This is a genomic window from Streptococcus parasanguinis, assembly GCF_016648925.1.
GTDB lineage: Bacteria > Bacillota > Bacilli > Lactobacillales > Streptococcaceae > Streptococcus.
Window position 1 is genome coordinate 1 of the sequence record NZ_JACLQX010000017.1, and the last position, 18,159, is coordinate 18,159.

An 18,159-nucleotide genomic window follows, 5' to 3' on the forward strand; every position below is an offset into this window, starting at 1 on the left:
AGCCCACTCAACCACTGCGTCTTGCTCGACAATCCAAAAACAATTGAGAGGCTAGGACTTTTGTCCCAGCCTCTTTTAGTCGGTTTTATTAGTAATTTGATGGAAAATCTTTTGCCACGTTTCATGGCGACGCCAGATACTGGTATGGATTTGACCGTCTAGTTCATAGCGGATAAGTTTGGTCTTTTGGCTGATGGACTCTAGTTCAAAGTTTTGGAATTGAACTTGGTCACTTGCGAGAGCCTCTATTAATTCTACCTTGTGGTGTTCGTGACCGGTATCGTCAATCAAGGTATAATTATCCGCTAGCAATGTATCAAACTCTTGCTTAGCATAGAGGCGTTTTTCGTAGGTTAAGAGTTTCTTTTCAACGTTTTCGATCAGCTCATCTTCAGGAATTGAGCTAGGTTCCACATGGACGTCAATGTCAAAGACTCCAAATTCTTCTTTTAGGAGATTCTCGACTTCTTCTGTGATCGCATGGCTTTCATAGACTGAAAGATCGGGATTCATCTCCAAGACAACGTCCAGATAGATATTGCTTCCGTAGGTCCGTCCGCGTTGGTATTTCACACGCGCAATCTTAGGGAGTTTTAAAATAGCTTTTTCGTAATCTTCGAGGAGACTATCGTCAAAGCCATCTGAAAGACTAAAGGAAGATTCCATAAAAATATCGTAGGCTGTTTTGAGGATAAAGAAGGTGATGATGATGGCTACGATTTTATCGACAATTGGATAGTTAAAAGCACTAGCAGCGATCGCGATCGACGTTCCAAGAGATGTGACGACGTCTGAAAGATTGTCTTTTGCGGCTGCTTTTAAGGCTTTTGATTTGGCCCGTTTTGCTAAGCGAAGATTGTAGAAATAAACGCCTAGCATGACAAGGGCTGAAACCACTCCGACGCCAGCACCGAGTGGATCAATGCTAACTGTTTCATTGCTGAAGATCTTTTGGAGGGTATCGCGTAAGACATCAAAACCGACATAAAACATAATGATGGAGGTGACTAGACTAGCTAGATCCTCAATTTTCCAGTGACCAAACTTGTGATCACGGTCAGCTGGTTGGCGAGCGAGACGAATCCCGATGAGCAGGGCAGCATTGCTGATGATATCAGATAAGTTGTTAAATCCATCGGCTACCAAACTGGATGAATGAAGTAGATGGCCGGTAGCCAATTTTACTGAAGAGAGCAATAAATAGGCTAGAATACTAATGATAGCGCCACGTTCGGCCAGTTTTAAGTTACTGTATGGTTTATCCAAAATATCCTCCTAGACCTCGGATGAAATCCTGTTTTCTTTAAGCTACTATTATATCGTTTTTGGAAGGGAAATTCAAATGAGTCCTTTTTTAAAAGAAGCTAGACCGGTTTTTGTGGTATAATAGAACGATTGAATGAATGAGGAGTATGAGATGAATCCTTTATTGAATGGTATGAATGATCGCCAGGCAGAGGCGGTCCAAACGACAGAAGGTCCCCTTTTGATCATGGCGGGAGCTGGTTCTGGTAAGACACGTGTCCTGACCCACCGGATCGCTTACTTGATCGATGAAAAAATGGTCAATCCTTGGAATATTTTGGCCATTACCTTTACCAATAAAGCCGCTCGGGAGATGAAGGAGAGGGCCTATCAGTTAAACCCAGCGACTCAAGATTGCTTGATTGCCACCTTCCACTCCATGTGTGTGCGTATCCTCCGTCGAGATGCGGATCATATTGGCTACAATCGCAATTTTACCATTGTCGATCCAGGTGAGCAACGGACCTTGATGAAGCGGATCTTGAAGTCCTTGAATTTAGATCCTAAGAAATGGAATGAACGAACCATTTTGGGAACTATTTCCAATGCCAAAAATGACTTGATCGATGAAGTGGCCTATGCTGCCCAAGCGGGAGATATGTATACCCAGATCGTCGCCAAGTGTTATGAGGCTTACCAAAAGGAACTCCGTCAGTCAGAAGCGGTGGACTTTGATGATTTGATCATGTTGACCTTGCGTCTTTTTGATCAGCATCCAGATGTACTGACTTATTACCAGCAGAAGTTCCAATACATCCATGTAGATGAGTACCAAGATACCAACCATGCCCAATACCAATTGGTCAAACTCTTGGCTTCTCGCTTTAAAAATATCTGTGTTGTTGGGGATGCGGACCAGTCTATTTATGGCTGGCGGGGAGCGGATATGCAGAATATCCTGGACTTTGAGAAGGATTATCCTGATGCCAAGGTCGTCTTGTTAGAGGAAAATTATCGCTCCACTAAAACCATCCTCCAAGCAGCTAACGATGTGATCAAAAACAATCGGAACCGCCGTCCGAAGAATCTTTGGACCCAAAATGAAGACGGGGAAGAGATTGTTTATTACCGGGCCAATGATGAGCAGGATGAAGCGGTCTTTGTTGCCAAAACCATTGAAGAGCTGAGTCGCGAAGCTGGCTATAAGCATCGTGATTTTGCGGTTCTCTACCGGACCAATGCCCAGTCACGGACCATTGAAGAAGCACTGCTCAAGTCCAATATTCCCTATACCATGGTAGGGGGCACCAAGTTCTACAGCCGGAAGGAAATTCGAGATGTTATTGCTTATTTAAACTTGATTGCTAATCTCAGTGACAATATCAGTTTTGAGCGGATTATCAATGAACCCAAGCGTGGAATCGGGCCAGGTACAGTGGATAAGATTCGTGATTTTGCCCAAATGCAAGGGACCTCACTTCTGGATGCTTCAGCCAATATCATGCTCTCTGGCATTAAAGGAAAAGCAGCTCAGTCTATCTGGGACTTTGCCAATCTCATTCTTGATTTGAGAGAAAAATTGGACCAGCTGACCATTACAGAGTTGGTCGAAGAAGTCCTTGACAATACAGGTTATATGACGGCCCTAACCAATCAGGGAAATCTGGAAAGTCAGGCCCGCATCGAGAATATCCAAGAGTTCCTATCTGTTACCAAGAATTTTGATGAAAATGGCGATTCTGTTGAAGACGAATCAGGTGTGGACACCTTGAGTCGTTTCTTGAACGACTTAGCCTTGATTGCCGATACAGACGATGGAGCGCAAGAGACCTCAGAAGTCACCTTGATGACCCTTCACGCGGCCAAAGGTTTGGAATTCCCAGTGGTCTTCTTGATTGGGATGGACGAAAACGTCTTTCCTCTTAGTCGAGCGGCAGAGGATCCGGATGAGTTGGAAGAAGAACGTCGTTTGGCTTACGTGGGGATCACGCGGGCAGAGAAGGTTCTCTTCTTGACCAATGCCAATTCTCGTTTGCTCTTTGGGCGGACCAGCTACAACCGTCCGACGCGCTTTATCAATGAAATTAGCTCAGATTTGTTAACCTACCAAGGATTAGCGCGTCCGGCCAACACTAGCTTTAAGGCTTCTTATAGCAATGGTGGCGGAACGACCTTTGGAAAAGGCATGAGTCTGTCACAAGCCCTTCAAGAGCGCAAGAGACAAGCAGCTCCAAGTGCCCTCACATCATCAAGCCTCCCCTTTGGCAATAGCAACCGTTCTAGTGACAAAGAGAGCGTCGCTTGGTCTATTGGCGATATTGCTATTCACAAGAAGTGGGGAGAAGGAACCGTGCTTGAAGTATCAGGCAGTGGCAATACCCAAGAGCTTAAGATTAACTTCCCAGAAGTGGGTCTCAAGAAACTCTTGGCCAGTGTCGCGCCGATTGAGAAGAAATAAGTGGAGATCAGGAAGCTAAGTTCACTGTTTCAGATTATAAACAATCAACCTCTATCCAGCAATCTTAAGTTATTACTGAATGAGACTATTGAAATAGATATTTTGTAACTAGTGCAAAATAGATTGAGACTTTTCGCCGTGAGGAAAAGCACCAGAAACACATTAGTTTCTGGTGCTCGGTAGATTTGAGACGTAAGGCTCAAATCTAAGGTATGGAATCCCAACGGGAGTCGCTACCGTCCGTCCTCACTTAAGGAAAGTCTCTATAGAGAAATGAATATTCAGTTAAAACCAGCAAGCCTCGTTTGCTGGTTTTGATTTTACAGGTGACATGATATAATATACTAAGAATAGAGAAAGAGGCAGGCTATGAACGAAATCAAGTGCCCCAACTGTGGGGAAGTTTTTACAGTTAATGAAAGTCAATACAGCGAGCTCTTGTCACAGGTACGGACAGCTGAGTTTGACAAGGAAATTCATGAGCGGATTCGGCAAGAATTGGCTTTGGCAGAGCAAAAGGCCCTAAATGAGCAGCAAGAGAGGTTAGCTAAGAAGGACCAAGAAATTGCCCAGTTACAGAACCAGATTCAACAGTTTGATACCGAAAAAGAATTGACCAAAAAAGAGGTGGAGCAAACCGCTAGCCAAAGTCTGCTAGAGAAAGAAAAAGAAGTTCAACAACTTGAGAATCAGCTGGCGACCTTGCGCTTGGAGCATGAAAACAAACTGCAAAAGACGCTTTCTGACCTAGAGAAAGAAAGAGACCAGATCAAAAATCAGCTCCTTTTACAAGAAAAAGAAAACGAGCTTTCTCTGACTTCGGTGAAACAAAACTATGAAGCCCAGCTTAAAGCGGCCAATGAGCAAGTTGAGTTTTACAAGAATTTCAAGGCCCAACAATCAACCAAGGCCATTGGGGAAAGTCTGGAGCAGTATGCGGAGAGTGAGTTTAACAAGGTTCGTAGCTTTGCCTTCCCTAATGCCTATTTTGAAAAGGACAACAAGGTCTCTGCACGTGGGTCTAAAGGGGACTTTATCTTCCGTGACTTTGATGAAAATGGGCTGGAATTCATTTCCATCATGTTTGAGATGAAAAATGAAGCAGATGGAACTGAGAAGAAGCATAAGAACGCTGATTTTTACAAAGAATTAGACAAAGACCGTCGGGAAAAGAACTGTGAGTATGCTGTTTTGGTAAGTATGCTTGAAGCAGATAATGACTACTTCAACACAGGGATTGTCGATGTTAGCCACGAGTATGAGAAGATGTACGTCGTTCGTCCTCAGTTCTTTATCCAGTTGATTGGTCTCTTACGCAATGCGGCTCTTAACTCTCTAAAATACAAGCAAGAACTAGCACTTATCCGTGAGCAAAATATTGACATCACCCACTTTGAAGAAGACCTGGATGCATTTAAAGTTGCCTTTGCTAAGAACTACAATTCGGCTTCTGTCAACTTTGGCAAGGCTATCGATGAAATCGACAAGGCCATCAAACGGATGGAAGAAGTCAAGAAATTCTTGACTACGTCAGAAAACCAACTCCGCCTCGCTAACAACAAGTTGGATGATGTTTCCGTTAAAAAATTGACTCGGAAGAATCCAACCATGAAGGCTAAGTTTGATGCCTTGAAGGAAGACTAGGAGGCTCCTATGCAGATACGAAAAGCAACCATAAAAGATGCTGAAGCCCTACTGTCTTTATACGAAGACTTGGGCTATCCAACAACCGCTTCTAAGCTGTCTCGACGTTTAGAAATGATACTTTCTCAGCCACATTATGGCTGTCTTCTAGCTGAAAGAAACGGAGTAATTTTAGGTTTCTTAGGTTATGCAAAGCTCTTCTTTTTTGAAGCAGATGGGTCTTACTATCGAATTTTAGCTTTGTCAGTTGCAAAAGAAACAAGACGACAAGGAATTGCTAGTAGGCTAATCGATGAATTGAAAAAACAAGCGGTAAAAGAAGGGGTTAAGGCGCTGGCTCTAAATAGTGGATTAACCGCTGAACGAAATGCTGCACATCAGTTTTATCAGGCAGTTGGATTTGAAAAAGTAACTGCCGGCTTTGCTCTGTATTTAAAAACTCAACATGAATAAACATGATAAAATAGGAGAGAAAACGAAGTAATGTCTTCAACAAAAGGGAAAACCTTATATTTGAACAAAAAGAGCATGGACTATGTAACATTTGGAAAAGGTAAACAGCCATTAGTGATCATACCAGGATTGGGGGATGGATTGCAGACGGTTAAAGGTATGGCTATGCCTTTTTCAATCACATACCGTATACTTGCCAAACGTTACAAAATCTATGTTTTTTCTCGAATCAATGAGCTGAGACAGGGCTATACAACGCGGGATATGGCAGCAGATGTAGCAGAAGCAATGGAGGCGCTGAACTTAGATACATCTTATGTTATGGGGATTTCGCAAGGTGGAATGATTGCCCAATGGTTGGTGGTGGATTTCCCTGAAAAGGTTCAAAAGCTCATCTTAGCCGTGACTACTGCAAAACCTAGTCAACTTGCTAGAGAGCGAATTGAGCATTGGCAAAAGCTTAGTCAATCTGGAACTTTTAAGCATCTCATGCTGGATATCGCAAAGCACTCCTATACGCAAAAGAGCTATCAAAAGTGGCGGTTCCTTTATAATATCATGGGTCGCTTGGGGCGAATCAAAGATGAAAATAGAATTGCCATTCAGTCTCAGTCTTGCCTTACTCACGATAGCATTGAGGTCTTAAAGGAAATTCAGTGTCCAACCTTTGTTCTTGGTGCGCTTGAAGATGATGTGATTGGTGTGGACGGATCCAAGGAACTAGCAAAAGCGATTTCGGATTGTCAACTCCTCATTCTTAAGCATTCTGGGCATGCTCTTTATGAAGAAAATAAAGCATTTCAAGAGGCTGTCTGTGGATTCTTAAACTAAAAAACGCTGGAAAAATTCCAGCGTTTTTATTCTAGTTAAATCGCAAAGAGATCGTTTAGGTTTTCTGCCATGGTTGGGTGGGTAAAGATTTGTTTTGCGATGTAAGTATAAGGGATCTTGTTGTCCATCGCCATGGTGATCAGGTTGATGATTTCGCCTGCAGCTTCTCCAAAGAGCGTCACTCCAAGAATTTCTTTAGTTTCTGGGTTGACCACGGCTTTGAAGGCACCTCGAAGGTCTGCATTGACGTGTCCGCGTGGCATAGCAGCAACTGACAATTCTTTAACAGCAACTGGAAGCCCTTTGTCGCGTGCTTCTTGCTCGGTCAAGCCGACTTGGGCCAAAGGAGGAGCAATGAAGAGTGTTGTCGCATAGTTTCCGCGTGTTTCGAGATTGTAGCTACCATCGCCTGTGAGGTAGTTGAAGACGATGCGGAAGTCATCGAGGGACATATAGGTGAATTGAGGACCACCATTGACATCCCCAACTGCAAAGACACCAGGGACGCTGGTTTCCAAATGACGGTTGACTTGAATCGCTCCACGATCAGTGACTTGGATGTCTGTGTTCTCAAGACCAAGACCAGCTGTATTTGGCTTACGTCCTGTTGCGTAGAGGAGGATATCGAACTCGAAGTTTCCTTTATCGGTTACAAGGGTTAAGCTGTTTTCGCCATCCTTAATTTCTTGGGTATGAACGCCTTGCAAGAATTGAATGCCATCTTCTTCAAGGTAGCCTTTTGCAAGAGCTGCAATGCTTGGCTCGATCCGTGGCAAGAATGCTTCAGAAGCGTCTAGTACCGTTACTTGGCTGCCCAAGGTATTGTAAAGGTGGGCAAATTCCAATCCGATTGGTCCACCACCAAGGACACCGAGGCGTTTAGGTAGGTTTTCCAAACGTTGAATACCGGTTGAATCCACGGCAAATTTACTTTCAGCTAATCCTGGGATCGGAAGGACATTTGGCACAGCACCAGTATTAATAATAATGGTTTCAGCTGTCAATTCTTCCTTTTCCTCACCAGCTTGAATTTCGATGACCTTGTTAGAAACGAAACGAGCCGTCGCATCGATAATGTCTACACCAGTTCCAGCAATCGTTGCGTAGTTCTTACCATTGAGACGAGTAGTGACTGCATTTTTCTCATTCATGGCTTGCTCAAAATCCAAGCCTTTTTCTGCTGCAACAATCAAGGTCTTGGTGGGAATACAAGCGATATTGATACAAGTACCACCGTACATAGATTTGCTCTTTTCAATCAGAGCGACTTTTTTTCCTTGGCTTGATAATTTCGCTGCGAGTGTTTTACCAGCTTTACCAAATCCAATCACAATAACATCATACATTAACATATGTTACACCTTCTTTCGCTTTCTATTGTATCAAATCCATTTTAAAAAGTCTGAAATCTGCTACGGGATTTTTTAGGAGCTCATGAGAAGGGGGAAAGAGGGACAAGAAGTCTTGTTTCATGGTATAATAAAGGGTCGGTGGACCGGATGGTCACACAATCAGTTAGAAAGAGCAAATCAGATGGACGGAATTATCAATGTAAAAAAGGAAGCAGGCATGACCTCACATGATGTGGTATTTAAACTGCGAAAAATCTTAGGAACTAAGAAGATCGGCCATGGGGGAACGCTGGATCCGGATGTGGTGGGAGTGCTTCCAATAGCAGTTGGCAAGGCGACCCGGATGGTCGAATTCATGCAAGATGAAGGCAAGGTCTATGAAGGAGAAATCACTCTGGGATTTTCTACCACAACGGAGGATGCCAGCGGGGATGTCGTGGAGCGGACCCCAGTGGAAGTGCCTTTAGATGCAGAAGAGGTCGATCGCATGATTGCCCAAATGGTGGGAGAGATCGAGCAGGTACCGCCTATGTACTCCGCGGTTAAGGTCAATGGGCGTAAGCTCTATGAGTATGCACGGGCAGGAGAAGAAGTGGAACGCCCTGTCCGACAGGTGACGATTTATGAATTCACGCGTACCAGTGAGATTGGCTACGAGGAAGGACTAGCCCGTTTTCGCTTCCGGGTTAAATGCAGCAAGGGCACCTATATCCGGACCTTGTCGGTGGATTTGGGTCAAAAACTGGGTTATGCAGCCCATATGTCTCATCTGACACGGACCAGTGCTGCCGGTTTGTCACTGGAAGATTCCCTGACCTTAGAAGAAGTGGCTGAAAAAGTAGCACAAGGAGATTTGAGCTTCCTTCACCCACTTGAAATTGGCACCGGGGATCTGGAAAAAGTAGAGCTGACAGTAGAAGAGGTTGGCGAAGTTCAAGTGGGACGCTTTATTCCAGTTGAGAGTGACTCCAAAGAGTTAGCTGCTTTTTACCAAGGAAAATTGGTAGCCATTTTAGAAAAAAGAGAAGAACTTTACAAACCTCGAAAAGTCTTTCTAACAGAAAGTGTGTTACAATAAATTCATGAATATTCGTACGATTACTACTGCTAACCAGATCCATTTGGAGAATGAGACAGTTTTGGTTCTGGGCTACTTTGATGGCCTGCATCTGGGGCATCAAGAACTCTTTAAAAAGGCGCGTCAGATCGCGGATGAAAAAGGCTTGAAGGTCGCTTTGTTAACCTTTCCTGAATCTCCTAAGTTAGCCTTTGTTCGCTACCAACCAGAATTACTGCTTCATTTGCAGAGTCCTGAGGATCGGTTCCAAAAATTAAACGAACTAGGAGTGGATGAGCTCTTCCTCATTGATTTTACGACCGATTTTGCTTCTAAAACCGCCAAAGAATTTGTCGATCAATTTGTCAAAGCCTTGAGAGCCCGAGTTTTAATTGCTGGATTTGATTATAGTTTTGGCTCTGATAAGAAAAAGGCCTCTGACTTAGCTGCTTATTTTGATGGTCAAGTGGAAGTCATTTCTCCTGTATTGGATCAGGGGGAAAAGATTAGTTCAACCCGCATTCGTCAAGCTATCCTAGAAGGACGCGTCCAAGAAGCTGCCTGTCTACTTGGTCACCCTTTATCCAGTCGAGGAATCGTCGTGCATGGGGATGCGCGTGGACGCACCATTGGCTATCCTACTGCCAATTTAGCGCCGATTGATCGGACCTATCTCCCATCAGATGGCGTTTATGTAGTCGATGTCGATTTTAAAGGGCAGACCTACCGTGGGATGGCTTCTGTCGGAAAAAATGTCACCTTTGATGGAAAAGAGCTTCGTTTCGAAGTCAATCTCTTTGATTTTACAGGAGATATCTATGGTCATACCCTGACCATTCATTGGTTGGATAAGATACGAGAAATGGTCAAATTCGATGGGATCGATCAACTAGTGGCTCAATTGAAAGAAGATGAAGCAATTTCACGAAACTGGACCAAGAGGCTGGGACAAAAGTCCTAGCCTCTTAATTGTTTTTGGATTGTCGAGCAAGATGCAGTGGTTGAGTGGGCTCTACTACGCTGATTTCATCAGCTTTTACAGCCCTACTCAACTGTGCGGAGGTGGGACGACGAAATCGAATTCTAACGAATTACCGATTTCTGTCCCACTCTCTTTTTTCGGGCCTCTTCTTGGGAAAAATGAAAGGGATTTCTTTTTTCCACTGAAATTCAGAAAAATCGTCTAGAAATCAAAAAAGCGCTTTTCAAGCACCTATTTTTTTTGTATAATAGAGTCAGATAGTTATATATAAAAAAAGAAGTGAACCACATGATTACATTATTTTTATCGCCGAGTTGTACATCATGTCGAAAAGCTCGGGCTTGGTTAAAAAAACACGATGTTCCATTTAAAGAACACAATATTATGACAAGTCCTTTGAGCAAACAGGAGTTGACAAGTATATTGGCCTTGACCGAAAACGGAACAGACGACATTATTTCAACTCGTTCAAAAATTTTTCAAAAATTGGATATTGATGTTGAAGATTTATCCATCTCAGCCTTGATCCATCTGATTGAGGAAAATCCTAGTCTCTTGCGGAGACCGATTATTTTAGATAACAAACGCATGCAGATTGGCTTTAACGAAGATGAAATTCGGGCCTTCTTGCCACGGAGTTATCGCAAACAAGAGTTACGCTCTGCCACTCTAAGAGCAGAAATAAACTAAGAAGTATGTCGAATGCAAAAAAATTATAGTTACCCACTGGACTTATCGTGGAGCACTGAAGAGCTTGCTTCAGTGCTTTCTTTTTTCAATAAAGTTGAAGAAGCCTATGAAAGTAAGGTAGAGGCCAAAGAATACATGGAAGCCTACCGCGCTTTTAAGAAGGTCGTGCCTAGTATCGGAGAAGAAAAGCGTCTTGGGCGGGAGTTCGAAGAAGTGAGTGGTTATTCTCTCTATCGTGCGACCCAGGCTGCAAAGCAAAAAGAGGAAGGATGGTTTTCTCTTGAAGAATAAATTAGAGTTTGCCAAACAAATCGTTTTAGAAGCTGGAGACTATTTGCGTCTTCATCTTCATGATGACTTGATGATCTCAAAAAAGACTGGGCCGACAGATTTAGTAACCCAGATGGACCAACAGGTTCAAAAGGATTTGGTTGAAAAAATCACAAGTCGCTATCCAGAAGATCGGATTTTTGCGGAGGAAGATGGCCTTCGTTCGCCGATCTCAGAAGGTTCTGTTTGGGTGATTGATCCAATTGATGGGACCAATAATTTTGTGACCCAAAAGGAAGATTTTGCGGTGATGGTGGCCTATTTTGAAGACGGAATTGGTCAGTTTGGCCTGATCTACGATGTGATGCGGGATCACCTTTTTTACGGGGGTGGAGAATTCCTTGTTTATCGCAATGAGGTTGAACTGACGCCCTTTGTGGACCAACCTCTGGAAAACCTTTTGATTGCTTCAAATGTCGGCATGCTTGAGAAAAATGACTGGGGCATGGCCGATCTTGGTATGGACTCTCTTGGCATTCGGGTCTACGGAAGTGCCGGTATTAGTTTTTCAAAAATTCTCTCAGGTGGGATTCTAGCTTATTTTAGCTATATCTGGCCTTGGGATTATGCCGCAGCTGCGATCATGGGGGAACAGTTGGGCTATACCGTTTTAAATCTAAATGGAGATAAACCTAATTACCAGTCAGTGGAACCCATTATGATGGTTCCAAAAGTGAAGTTAACAGAAATTCAAACCTATCTTAAGAAAGGGAGAAGTTAAATGAATTTTCCCAATGGTTTTAAAGAAAAATACCAGCATCTTCTAGGTGAGGATGCTGCTGCTTTTTTTGCGACCTTTGAGCAAGAAGCAGTATCGGCCTTTCGGACTAATCCTTTGAAAGAAACTCAAAAAGCATTTGATGATCCGATTCCCAATACCCCTTGGGGACATTATGGAAAGGTCTCAGGAAAATCCATCGAGCACGCAACGGGCTTGGTCTATTCGCAAGAGCCAGCAGCTCAGATAGTGGCCCAAGTCGCCCAGCCTAAGCCAGGAATGAAGGTCTTAGACTTGGCCGCAGCTCCTGGGGGAAAGACCACCCAACTCTTGTCTTATTTGGACAATCAAGGACTCTTGGTCTCCAATGAAATCCACAAGGGACGCTCGAAAATTCTCGTAGAGAATGTCGAACGTTTCGGTGCCCGAAATGTATTGGTAACCAATGAGTCAGCCGATCGCCTGGCAAAAGTTTTCTCAGGCTTTTTTGATCTGATTGTATTAGATGCTCCTTGTTCGGGTGAGGGGATGTTTCGTAAGCAACCAGATGCCATGGACTATTGGTCTGTCGAATATCCTCGAGAGTGTAGTCTTATTCAAAGAGAAATTCTGGAGGATGCCCTCAAGATGTTGGTTCCAGGTGGTTCCTTGGTTTATTCAACCTGTACCTGGGCTCCAGAGGAAAATGAAGAAATTGTATCCTGGCTTTTGGAAAACTATGATCTGAAGCTGGAAACGATCGAGAAGATCAATGGTATGGCAGAAGGCATTGACTATCCAGAAACGGCGCGCATGTATCCTCATCTCTTTAAAGGGGAGGGACAATTTGTTGCTAAGTTCCGTTATCTAGGAGAGAATCGACCTGCCAAAATCCCTTCCAAAAAGGACCAATTATCTGCAGAACAAAAGAAATGGTGGCAGGAGTTTGCTAAGAAACACTTGAAGATCACTCTAGAAGGTGTCCTCGAAACCTTTGGGGACGAACTCTACTTGGTTCCACTTGGTTTACCAGATTTGCGAAAAGTAAAAATCGCCCGAAATGGCTTGCATCTAGGCACCTTCAAGAAAAATCGATTTGAACCTAGTTTTGCCCTTGGCCTTGCTCTAAAACCGAGTGAGGTCAAAGAGACCGTTTCGATCACGCCTGAAGACTTTGTTCATTATGTGGCGGGAGAGACGGTTCAATTAAAGGAAACGCATCCAAATGGATGGTACCAGGTCCTGGTTGAAGGCAATGGTTTGGGCTTTGCCAAAGTGACCGGACAGACCCTGAAAAATTTCTATCCAAAGGGGCTTCGTTTTAGGTAAAATGCTGGGCAAAGAACCCGTTCTATGATATAGTGGAAGTACAGGTTTTTTTGAAAAAAACTTGTCAAAATCATAAGTGAAATAGTGAAATATCAAGGAGACATGATTTGAAAAAGTCTAAAAAGCTGATCCTAGGACTAGCGACGATCGCATTAGCAGGAAGTTTATCTGCTTGTGCGTCTTGGATCAATCGCGGAGAATCCATCACTGCTGTCGGATCGACTGCCTTACAACCCTTGGTTGAAGGAGTAGTAGATCGCTACATTGAAGAACATCCTGGTAAGATTGTGAATGTACAAGGAGGAGGTTCTGGTACAGGACTTTCACAAGTTCAATCAGGCGCTGTTGATATCGGAAATAGTGACCTTTTTGCAGAGGAAAAATCTGGGATTGATGCTTCTAGTCTGGTCGATCACCAGGTAGCCGTAGCAGGGACAGCCATCATTGCCAATAAAAATATCTCAGTAGATAATTTGACAACAGAGCAATTGCGAAAGATCTTTACGGGTGAATATACCAACTGGAAGCAATTGGGAGGTCCAGATCTTGAAATCACGATTGTGAACCGAGCGGTTGGTTCTGGTAGCCGTGCTGTCTTTGATGCCATCATCATGGATGGCAAACAGCCCAAGCAGGCCCAAGAGCAAGACTCTAATGGAATGGTGAAAAACATCGTTTCTCAGACGCCAGGAGCCATCTCTTATCTAGCCTTTACCTACTTGGATAGCAGTGTTAAAACCATGAAGCTTAATGGCTATCAACCAACTAAAGCCAATGTCGTCAACAATAACTGGCCAATCTGGTCTTACGAACACATGTATACTAAGGGAAAACCTAATGAGTTGTCTAAAAAATTCATTGACTACATGATGACCGATGAGGTTCAGCAAAAAGTTGTTGGCAAGATGGGTTATATCCCGATCAATGACATGAAAGTTACCCGTGATTTAAAAGGGAATGTGACAAAAAAATAAAAGAATTAGGTAAAAAATGAACGAAGTAGCAAAAAAAATGCTGACGAAATCAAAAAACTCCCGCCTAGAAAAATTTGGGAAGACCATTACCTTTCTATGTATGAGTTTGATTGTTGTCGTCGTTGCCATGATTTTGATTTTCGTGGCCCAAAAAGGTTTATCGACTTTCTTTGTTAATAAAGTCAATATCTTTAGTTTTCTATTTGGGAGCTCTTGGAATCCTGCTGCAAAGGAATTTGGAGCCCTACCCATGATTCTAGGTTCCTTTATTGTAACCTTGCTTTCTGCCCTCTTGGCAACGCCGTTTGCCATTGGTGCAGCAGTTTTCATGACAGAAGTCTCCCCCAAAGGAGCTCGTTTCTTGCAACCAGCGATTGAGCTTTTGGTGGGAATTCCTTCAGTTGTTTATGGATTCATTGGTCTTCAAGTGGTCGTCCCATTTACCCGTAGTCTCTTTGGAGGGACTGGTTTTGGGATCCTCTCAGGGGTCTTTGTCCTCTTTGTTATGATCCTACCAACTGTTACCTTTATGACGACCGATAGCCTCCGAGCTGTACCCCGTCATTATCGGGAAGCTAGTATGGCCATGGGAGCGACCCGCTGGCAAACCATTTGGCATGTCACGCTTAAGGCAGCCCGCTCTGGAATCTTTACAGCGGTCGTCTTTGGCATGGCGCGTGCCTTTGGGGAAGCCTTGGCGATCCAGATGGTAGTCGGAAACTCTGCAGTGGTACCAACCTCGCTCACAACACCAGCTTCCACCCTCACCTCTATTTTGACCATGGGAATCGGAAATACCGTCATGGGTACGGTCAATAACAATGTTCTTTGGTCACTTGCCTTGGTATTGCTCCTCATGAGTCTTGCCTTTAACAGTGTGATTAAACTGATTACGAAAGAAAGAGGTAAGAAGAACTATGCACGCTAAACGAATGGATAAAATTGCCACAGGAGTGCTGTATGCTATTTCAGGGATCATCGTTGCGATTCTTGCCTCATTGATCCTTTATATCTTGGTCCGTGGCTTGCCCCATGTATCTTGGCACTTCTTGACTGGGAAATCTTCTTCTTACCAAGCAGGAGGAGGGATCGGAATTCAATTGTATAATTCCTTCTTCCTCTTGGTCATTACCTTGGTGATTTCCTTCCCACTTTCTCTTGGAGCTGGGATTTACCTCTCTGAGTACGCTAAAAAAGGTCGTTTGACCAATTTGGTTCGTACCTGTATTGAGATCTTGTCTTCTTTGCCATCTGTCGTTGTAGGTCTCTTTGGTTACCTGGTCTTCGTTGTCCAGTTCAAATACGGATTTTCGATCATTTCAGGGGCCTTGGCCTTGACCGTCTTTAACCTGCCACAGATGACCCGCAATATCGAAGATAGCTTGCAGCACGTTCACCATACACAGCGCGAAGCAGGTCTAGCACTGGGCTTGTCTCGCTGGGAAACTGTGATTCATGTCGTGGTACCAGAAGCTCTTCCAAGTATTATCACTGGGGTCGTCTTAGCCTCAGGACGGATCTTTGGGGAAGCTGCTGCCTTGATCTATACTGCAGGTCAATCGGCTCCAGCCCTTGATTGGTCAAACTGGAATATCTTTAGTGTGACCAGTCCGATTTCGATCTTCCGTCAGGCTGAAACCTTGGCTGTCCATATCTGGAAGGTCAACAGTGAAGGAACTATTCCAGACTCGATCGAAGTCTCAGCCGGTTCTGCCGCAGTTCTTTTGATCTTTATCTTGATCTTTAACTTTGGAGCGCGCAAACTCGGAAGTTACCTCCATAAAAAACTAACATCTGCTTAAAGGAGAAGAAATGTCAAAATACAATTGGGATGAGAGACACATCATTACTTTTCCTGAAGAAAAGGTGGTCCTATCGACCAAAGATTTGCATGTCTATTATGGAACGAACGAGTCCATTAAAGGCGTTGACATGCAGTTTGAAAAGAATAAGATTACAGCCTTGATCGGTCCCTCAGGATCTGGGAAATCAACCTACCTCCGTAGTTTGAACCGGATGAATGATACCATTGATATTGCGCGTGTAACGGGTGAAATTTGGTATGAAGGAATCGATGTTAATCGTCCAGATATCAATGTTTATGAAATGCGCAAGCACATTGGGATGGTTTTCCAACGGCCCAATCCTTTTGCCAAATCGATTTATAAAAACATTACCTTCCCGCATGAACGCGCTGGGGTGAAAGACAAGAAGATTTTGGACGAATTGGTCGAAACTTCTTTGAAGCAGGCAGCCCTATGGGATCAGGTCAAGGATGATCTTCATAAATCAGCCCTGACACTTTCAGGTGGCCAACAGCAACGACTTTGTATCGCACGGGCCATCTCTGTGAAGCCAGATATCTTACTCATGGATGAGCCAGCTTCAGCGCTTGATCCGATCGCGACAGCGCAATTAGAAGAAACCATGCTTGAGTTGAAGAAGGATTATACCATTGTCATCGTGACCCACAGCATGCAACAAGCAGCCCGTGCTAGTGATTATACTGGTTTCTTCTACCTTGGAAACCTCATCGAGTACGATAAGACTTCGAATATTTTCCAAAATGCGAAATTGCAATCGACTAACGATTATGTATCGGGTCACTTTGGATAAAGTAAAATGACAACAAAAAGGAAAATAGAATGACAGAACCAATTTTGCAAGTCAAGGACTTGTCGGTTTATTACAATAAAAAGAAGGCTCTAAATAGCGTCTCCTTGGACTTTGCTCCAAAGGAGATTACAGCCTTGATTGGTCCTTCAGGATCAGGGAAATCTACCCTTTTAAAAGCCATTAACCGCATGGGCGACCTCAACCATGAGGTCACCACAACAGGAACCATCCTCTACAATGGACATAATATCTACGGACCACGGACCGATACGGTCGAATTGCGTAAGGAAATCGGAATGGTCTTCCAACAGCCCAATCCTTTCCCAATGTCCATTTATGATAATGTGACCTATGGATTGATGATTAATGGTGTCAAGGACAAGGCTGTCTTGGATGAAGCAGTTGAAACCTCTTTGAAACGCGCGTCCATCTGGGATGAAGTCAAGGATCGCTTGCATGATTCAGCTATCGGGCTTTCCGGTGGTCAGCAGCAGCGGGTCTGTGTGGCGCGGGTTCTTGCGACCAGTCCAAAGATTATTCTTTTGGATGAGCCTACTTCAGCGCTAGACCCGATTTCAGCTGGGAAGATTGAAGAAACCTTGTATGGACTAAAAGACCGTTACACCATGCTCTTGGTGACGCGCTCCATGCAACAAGCGAGTCGGATTTCCGATAAAACTGCCTTTTTCTTGGATGGCGATTTGATTGAGTACAATGATACCAATGAAATGTTCTTGAACCCAACTAAGAAAGAAACAGAAGACTATGTCTCTGGTAAATTTGGATAGGAAGAAAATAAAATGTTACGAGTTCAATTTGAAGAAGATTTAGAAAAGTTGCATAACCAGTTTTATGCAATGGGAAATGAAGTGTTGAGTCAGATCAACCGTACGGTTCGTGCTTTCGTGACCCATGACCGTGAATTGGCCCGTCAGGTCATCGAAGATGATGCGGAGATCAACGAATACGAAGTGAAGCTAGAGCGTAAGTCTTTTGAGATTATCGCCCTTCAACAGCCCGTTTCACAAGACCTTCGTGTCGTGATGACCGTCTTAAAAGCAGTCTCTGACTTGGAGCGGATGGGGGACCACGCAGTATCGATTGCCAAGGCAACGATTCGCATGAAAGGGGAAGTCCGTATCCAATCTGTTGAGGAAGAAATCAGCAAGATGGGCCGTGAGGTCAAAGATTTTGTCGAAGCGACACTAGATGTTTACCTCAAAGGCGATGTGGATTTGGCCTATGAAGTTGCTTCACGAGATGAAGTCATCAACCATTACTTCGATAGCATCCAAGAATTAGCAACAGAAGAAATTCGGAAAAATCCAGAGTCCATCGTGACTGGTCGTGATTATTTCCAAGTGATCAACTTCTTGGAACGCATCGGAGATTATGCAAAAAATATCTGTGAATGGGTAGTTTACTTTGAAACAGGTAAAATTATCGAAATGTAAGATCAGGACGTCTTTCCGATCTCAGACAGGCATTCTCATGCTTGTCT

At 43.8% G+C, this 18,159-nt stretch carries 18 protein-coding genes; 16 read left to right on the plus strand and 2 right to left on the minus strand.

Annotated elements, in window-relative coordinates; translation table 11 throughout:
- Positions 1–75: 75 nt before the first annotated feature.
- Positions 76–1,266 carry a cation diffusion facilitator family transporter gene (locus H7T97_RS06945; RefSeq protein WP_195529101.1) on the minus strand — a complete coding sequence of 397 codons (1,191 nt, stop codon included), beginning with the start codon at positions 1,264–1,266 and terminating at the stop codon, positions 76–78.
- Between the two features lie 151 nt (positions 1,267–1,417).
- Here H7T97_RS06945 and pcrA point away from each other — a divergent pair, with 151 nt between their 5' ends.
- From pcrA to H7T97_RS06965, 4 genes are all read left to right on the plus strand, one after another.
- Complete coding sequence (pcrA, locus tag H7T97_RS06950; protein WP_201089885.1) at positions 1,418–3,703, plus strand: DNA helicase PcrA; 2,286 nt, start codon at positions 1,418–1,420, stop codon at positions 3,701–3,703.
- 369 nt (positions 3,704–4,072) lie between these two features.
- Complete coding sequence (locus H7T97_RS06955; protein WP_201089887.1) at positions 4,073–5,347, plus strand: DUF2130 domain-containing protein; 1,275 nt, start codon at positions 4,073–4,075, stop codon at positions 5,345–5,347.
- Between the two features lie 9 nt (positions 5,348–5,356).
- The gene (locus tag H7T97_RS06960; protein ID WP_049482313.1) at positions 5,357–5,800 is read left to right on the plus strand and encodes a GNAT family N-acetyltransferase; all 444 of its coding nucleotides are present in this window, start codon (positions 5,357–5,359) and stop codon (positions 5,798–5,800) included.
- A 30-nt stretch (positions 5,801–5,830) separates the two neighbouring features.
- On the plus strand, positions 5,831–6,631 hold the full coding sequence (locus H7T97_RS06965; protein ID WP_049474798.1) for an alpha/beta fold hydrolase: 801 nt from the start codon (positions 5,831–5,833) through the stop codon (positions 6,629–6,631).
- Between the two features lie 35 nt (positions 6,632–6,666).
- Here H7T97_RS06965 and H7T97_RS06970 read toward each other — a convergent pair whose 3' ends face one another.
- On the minus strand, positions 6,667–7,983 hold the full coding sequence (locus tag H7T97_RS06970; protein ID WP_049474797.1) for an FAD-containing oxidoreductase: 1,317 nt from the start codon (positions 7,981–7,983) through the stop codon (positions 6,667–6,669).
- Positions 7,984–8,164: 181 nt separating this feature from the next.
- On the opposite strand from H7T97_RS06970, the gene truB reads away from it, so the two are divergent.
- The 12 genes from truB to phoU all read left to right on the plus strand — a co-directional run bounded on the left by truB (position 8,165) and on the right by phoU (position 18,112).
- Positions 8,165–9,061: a tRNA pseudouridine(55) synthase TruB gene (truB, locus tag H7T97_RS06975; RefSeq protein ID WP_049472264.1), complete on the plus strand. Its 897-nt coding sequence runs from the start codon at positions 8,165–8,167 to the stop codon at positions 9,059–9,061.
- 4 nt (positions 9,062–9,065) lie between these two features.
- Positions 9,066–10,001 (plus strand): bifunctional riboflavin kinase/FAD synthetase, encoded by a 936-nt coding sequence (locus H7T97_RS06980; protein ID WP_155167801.1) that lies wholly within the window; start codon positions 9,066–9,068, stop codon positions 9,999–10,001.
- A 309-nt stretch (positions 10,002–10,310) separates the two neighbouring features.
- Positions 10,311–10,712 carry a Spx/MgsR family RNA polymerase-binding regulatory protein gene (locus H7T97_RS06985; RefSeq protein ID WP_155167800.1) on the plus strand — a complete coding sequence of 134 codons (402 nt, stop codon included), beginning with the start codon at positions 10,311–10,313 and terminating at the stop codon, positions 10,710–10,712.
- A gap of 12 nt (positions 10,713–10,724) precedes the next feature.
- Entirely contained in the window at positions 10,725–11,003 is a 279-nt protein-coding gene (locus H7T97_RS06990) for a UPF0223 family protein (RefSeq protein ID WP_003003480.1), read from the plus strand.
- On the plus strand, positions 10,993–11,763 hold the full coding sequence (locus tag H7T97_RS06995) for an inositol monophosphatase family protein (RefSeq protein ID WP_155167799.1): 771 nt from the start codon (positions 10,993–10,995) through the stop codon (positions 11,761–11,763). Before H7T97_RS06990 ends, H7T97_RS06995 begins: the two co-directional genes overlap by 11 nt.
- Positions 11,764–13,068, plus strand: coding sequence for an RsmF rRNA methyltransferase first C-terminal domain-containing protein (locus tag H7T97_RS07000; RefSeq protein WP_201089889.1), 1,305 nt, complete (start codon positions 11,764–11,766; stop codon positions 13,066–13,068). It abuts the gene before it with no gap.
- Between the two features lie 107 nt (positions 13,069–13,175).
- The gene (locus H7T97_RS07005; RefSeq protein ID WP_049518365.1) at positions 13,176–14,042 is read left to right on the plus strand and encodes a phosphate ABC transporter substrate-binding protein PstS family protein; all 867 of its coding nucleotides are present in this window, start codon (positions 13,176–13,178) and stop codon (positions 14,040–14,042) included.
- Between the two features lie 16 nt (positions 14,043–14,058).
- Complete coding sequence (pstC, locus tag H7T97_RS07010; RefSeq protein WP_014713132.1) at positions 14,059–14,970, plus strand: phosphate ABC transporter permease subunit PstC; 912 nt, start codon at positions 14,059–14,061, stop codon at positions 14,968–14,970.
- Positions 14,960–15,844, plus strand: a complete 885-nt coding sequence (gene pstA / locus H7T97_RS07015; RefSeq protein ID WP_003006597.1) for a phosphate ABC transporter permease PstA — start codon at positions 14,960–14,962, stop codon at positions 15,842–15,844. Before pstC ends, pstA begins: the two co-directional genes overlap by 11 nt.
- Positions 15,845–15,854: 10 nt before the next feature.
- Positions 15,855–16,658, plus strand: coding sequence for a phosphate ABC transporter ATP-binding protein PstB (gene pstB, locus H7T97_RS07020; protein WP_003006600.1), 804 nt, complete (start codon positions 15,855–15,857; stop codon positions 16,656–16,658).
- A 29-nt stretch (positions 16,659–16,687) separates the two neighbouring features.
- On the plus strand, positions 16,688–17,446 hold the full coding sequence (gene pstB, locus H7T97_RS07025) for a phosphate ABC transporter ATP-binding protein PstB (protein WP_070595193.1): 759 nt from the start codon (positions 16,688–16,690) through the stop codon (positions 17,444–17,446).
- Between the two features lie 12 nt (positions 17,447–17,458).
- The gene (gene phoU / locus H7T97_RS07030) at positions 17,459–18,112 is read left to right on the plus strand and encodes a phosphate signaling complex protein PhoU (RefSeq protein ID WP_003006603.1); all 654 of its coding nucleotides are present in this window, start codon (positions 17,459–17,461) and stop codon (positions 18,110–18,112) included.
- Positions 18,113–18,159 lie beyond the last annotated feature (47 nt).

What these genes read in the sequence shown, in the direction of transcription:
- pcrA (WP_201089885.1), top strand. Translation starts at nt 1,418, where the DNA reads ATGAATCCTTTATTGAATGGTATGAATGATCGCCAGGCAGAGGCGGTC.
- H7T97_RS06955 (WP_201089887.1), top strand. Translation starts at nt 4,073, where the DNA reads ATGAACGAAATCAAGTGCCCCAACTGTGGGGAAGTTTTTACAGTTAAT.
- H7T97_RS06960 (WP_049482313.1), top strand. Translation starts at nt 5,357, where the DNA reads ATGCAGATACGAAAAGCAACCATAAAAGATGCTGAAGCCCTACTGTCT.
- H7T97_RS06965 (WP_049474798.1), top strand. Translation starts at nt 5,831, where the DNA reads ATGTCTTCAACAAAAGGGAAAACCTTATATTTGAACAAAAAGAGCATG.
- H7T97_RS06970 (WP_049474797.1), bottom strand. Translation starts at nt 7,983, where the DNA reads ATGTTAATGTATGATGTTATTGTGATTGGATTTGGTAAAGCTGGTAAA.
- truB (WP_049472264.1), top strand. Translation starts at nt 8,165, where the DNA reads ATGGACGGAATTATCAATGTAAAAAAGGAAGCAGGCATGACCTCACAT.
- H7T97_RS06980 (WP_155167801.1), top strand. Translation starts at nt 9,066, where the DNA reads ATGAATATTCGTACGATTACTACTGCTAACCAGATCCATTTGGAGAAT.
- H7T97_RS06985 (WP_155167800.1), top strand. Translation starts at nt 10,311, where the DNA reads ATGATTACATTATTTTTATCGCCGAGTTGTACATCATGTCGAAAAGCT.
- H7T97_RS06990 (WP_003003480.1), top strand. Translation starts at nt 10,725, where the DNA reads ATGCAAAAAAATTATAGTTACCCACTGGACTTATCGTGGAGCACTGAA.
- H7T97_RS07000 (WP_201089889.1), top strand. Translation starts at nt 11,764, where the DNA reads ATGAATTTTCCCAATGGTTTTAAAGAAAAATACCAGCATCTTCTAGGT.
- pstC (WP_014713132.1), top strand. Translation starts at nt 14,059, where the DNA reads ATGAACGAAGTAGCAAAAAAAATGCTGACGAAATCAAAAAACTCCCGC.
- pstA (WP_003006597.1), top strand. Translation starts at nt 14,960, where the DNA reads ATGCACGCTAAACGAATGGATAAAATTGCCACAGGAGTGCTGTATGCT.
- pstB (WP_003006600.1), top strand. Translation starts at nt 15,855, where the DNA reads ATGTCAAAATACAATTGGGATGAGAGACACATCATTACTTTTCCTGAA.
- pstB (WP_070595193.1), top strand. Translation starts at nt 16,688, where the DNA reads ATGACAGAACCAATTTTGCAAGTCAAGGACTTGTCGGTTTATTACAAT.
- phoU (WP_003006603.1), top strand. Translation starts at nt 17,459, where the DNA reads ATGTTACGAGTTCAATTTGAAGAAGATTTAGAAAAGTTGCATAACCAG.